At 66.2% G+C, this 290-nt stretch carries 1 protein-coding gene; it reads right to left on the minus strand.

The features are described from left to right. Positions 1-26: 26 nt before the first annotated feature. Complete coding sequence (locus HBA93_RS20600; RefSeq protein ID WP_221724512.1) at positions 27-287, minus strand: VirB3 family type IV secretion system protein; 261 nt, start codon at positions 285-287, stop codon at positions 27-29. Between the last annotated feature and the right edge of the window lie 3 nt (positions 288-290).

The raw sequence follows: 290 nt of genomic DNA on the forward strand, positions 1-290 counted from the left end.
GAGGTTCATCATGATGGTAGGACTCCTCAAACGCCGAGGTGACCGGGGATGCGCAGATGGCGGCGCACCACATCGACGAACATCGGATCGCGTTTAGCTGCCCAAACGGCAGCGAGGTGCCCGAGCAGCCCGAGCGCGATGCCGACCAACCAAAGTCGCAGGCCGAGGCCGAGAGCGGCGGCAAGCGTTCCGTTGACGATCGCGATTGAGCGCGGAGCGCCGCCGAGCAGAATGTGCTCGGTCAGCGCCCGGTGGACCGGCACGACGAAGCCCGGCACATCGGCCAGGTT

Source organism: Ochrobactrum sp. SFR4, from assembly GCF_019730395.1.
In the GTDB taxonomy this organism is placed as follows: domain Bacteria; phylum Pseudomonadota; class Alphaproteobacteria; order Rhizobiales; family Rhizobiaceae; genus Pseudochrobactrum.